This is a genomic window from Myceligenerans indicum (assembly GCF_016742955.1).
GTDB classification, from domain to species: domain Bacteria; phylum Actinomycetota; class Actinomycetes; order Actinomycetales; family Cellulomonadaceae; genus Myceligenerans; species Myceligenerans indicum.
This window is the reverse complement of record NZ_JABBYC010000107.1, coordinates 1-2,588: the sequence shown is the minus strand read 5'-3', so window position 1 is coordinate 2,588 and position 2,588 is coordinate 1. Positions and strand designations below refer to the sequence as shown.

Here is a 2,588-nt window from a genome sequence, read left to right as displayed (position 1 = left end):
AGATGTGTATAAGAGACAGGTCCTGGCCCGCGGAGCCGGCGGCTACCGCCGCCTGTCGTCCGCCATCGGCACCGCACACCTGGACGCGGGCATCCAGGGCGCCGCCCACTACGACCTCGAGGACCTCGGCGGGCAGGCCCACGGCGAATGGCTCGTGCTCACCGGATGCCGCAAGGGCGCGGTGCGCCGCGCGCTCACCGGACCCGGCACACCCACCGACCGCCTGGCCGCCGCCCGCCACGAGCTCGACACGCTCACCGCCACGTTCGGCCACGACAACGTCGCCGTCGAGATCACCGCCACCGGCGACCCCCGCGACTCCGCCCTGCACGACGCCCTGGCCCTGCTCGCGACGCAGGCCCGGCTGCCCCTGGTCGCCACCACCGCCGCCCACCACGCCCGGCCCTCGGACGCCGACCTCGCCGCGGCGCTCGCGGCCGTGCGCGCCCGCTCCAGCCTCGACGACCTCGACGGGTGGCTTCCCGGAGCTCCCACCGCGCACCTGCGCTCGGGCACGGAGATGGCCCGGCTGCACGCCCGCCACCCCGAGGCCGTGCCGAACGCCGCCCGGCTGGGCGCCGAGTGCGCGTTCGACCTGGACCTCATCGCCCCCGACCTGCCGCCCCACCCCGTGCCCGACGGGCACGACGAGGCGAGCTGGCTGCGCGTGCTCACCGAGCGAGGCGCCGTCCGGTACTACGGCACCCGGGCCGAGAACCCGGACGCCTGGGCCGTCATCGACCGCGAGCTGCGCATCATCACCGAGCTGAACTTCCCCGGCTACTTCCTGGTGGTCCACGACCTGGTGGAGTTCTGCCGCAGCCGCGGCATCCTGTGCCAGGGGCGGGGCAGCGCCGCGAACTCCGCCGTCTGCTACGCGCTGGGCATCACCGCCGTCGACGCCGTGCGGCACGGCCTGCTGTTCGAGCGCTTCCTCGCCCCCGAGCGGGACGGCCCGCCCGACATCGACCTGGACATCGAGTCCGTGCGCCGCGAGGAGGTCATCCAGTACGTGTACGACCGCTTCGGCCGCACCCACGCCGCCCAGGTCGCCAACGTCATCACCTACCGCCCCCGGTCCGCCGTCCGGGACGCGTCCCGCGCCCTCGGGTACGACGCCGGGCAGGCGGACGCCTGGGCCAAGGGCATCGAACGCTGGGGCAGCCTGAAGCCGGGCCCCGGCCCGGGCCGCGCCGCATCCCGGGCCGAGGACGCGCACGACACCGTCCCGTACCAGGCCCCGCCCTCGGCCGCCGAGGAGGGCGAGATCCCGGCCGCCGTGATCGACCTCGCCGACCGCATGCTTCGCCTGCCCCGCCACCTCGGCATCCACTCCGGCGGCATGGTGATGTGCGACCGCCCCGTCATCGAGGTGTGCCCCGTCCAGTGGGCACGCATGGCCGGGCGCACCGTGCTGCAGTGGGACAAGGAGGACTGCGCCGACGCCGGACTGGTGAAGTTCGACCTGCTGGGCCTCGGCATGCTCACCGCGATCCGCTACGCGCTGGAGTCCATCGCCGAGCACACGGGCGAACACCTCACCCTGCACGACCTGCCGCCCGAGGACGAACGCGTCTACGACCTGCTGTGCGACGCCGACACCGTCGGCGTCTTCCAGGTGGAGTCCCGCGCCCAGATGGCCACTCTGCCGAGGCTGCGGCCACGCCGGTTCTACGACATCGTCATCGAGGTCGCGCTCATCCGCCCCGGCCCCATCCAGGGCGGGTCCGTGCACCCGTACATCGAGCGGGCCCGCGGCCGGCAGCCCGTCACCTTCGCCCACCCGCTGCTGGAGAAGTCTCTCGCCCGGACCAAGGGCGTCCCCCTCTTCCAGGAACAGCTCATGCAGATGGCGATCGACGTCGCCGGCTTCACCCCGGCCGAGTCCGACCAGCTCCGCCGCGCCATGGGCTCCAAGCGCAGCGTCGAGCGCATGGAGGCCCTGCGCGCCCGGCTGCACGCCGGGATGGCCGACCGCGGTGTCCCTCCCGCCGTGCGGGACGAGATCTACGACAAGCTCAAGGCGTTCGCCGACTTCGGGTTCCCCGAGTCCCACGCCTACTCCTTCGCCTACCTCGTCTACGCCAGCGCCTGGCTCAAGGTGCACCACCCCGCCGCCTTCTACGCCGGGCTGCTCGCCGCGCAGCCCATGGGCTTCTACTCGCCCCAGTCCCTGGTCGCCGACGCCCGCCGGCACGGCGTGCGGGTGCTGCGCCCGGACGTGAACGCCTCCCGGCCGCTCACGGGGGTGGAACGCACGGAGGTGGAACGCACGGGGGTGGAACGAGCCGACGACGGCGACCCGGCCGGCCCGGCGCTCGCGGTGCGGATGGGGCTCGCCGAGGTGAAGGGGATCGGGAAGGAGCTCGCGCAGGAGATCGTCGCGGCGCGGGGCACGTCGTCGGGCGACGGCTCGTCGCCGGGCCGCTTCGCCGACGTGCGGGACCTGGTCCGGCGCGTCGAGCTGAGCACCGCCCAGATCGAGGCCCTGGCGACCGCGGGGGCGTTGGAGTCGCTGGGGCTCACGCGCCGTGAGGCGCTCTGGGCGGCGGGTGCCCTGGGACAGGAGCTGTCTCTTATACACATCT

At 74.0% G+C, this 2,588-nt stretch carries 1 protein-coding gene; it reads left to right on the top strand.

Annotation, left to right across the window (positions count from 1 at the left end):
• The coding region (locus tag HGK34_RS22020) for an error-prone DNA polymerase (RefSeq protein WP_201851533.1) at nucleotides 1–2,588 on the top strand (2,588 nt) is incomplete at both ends.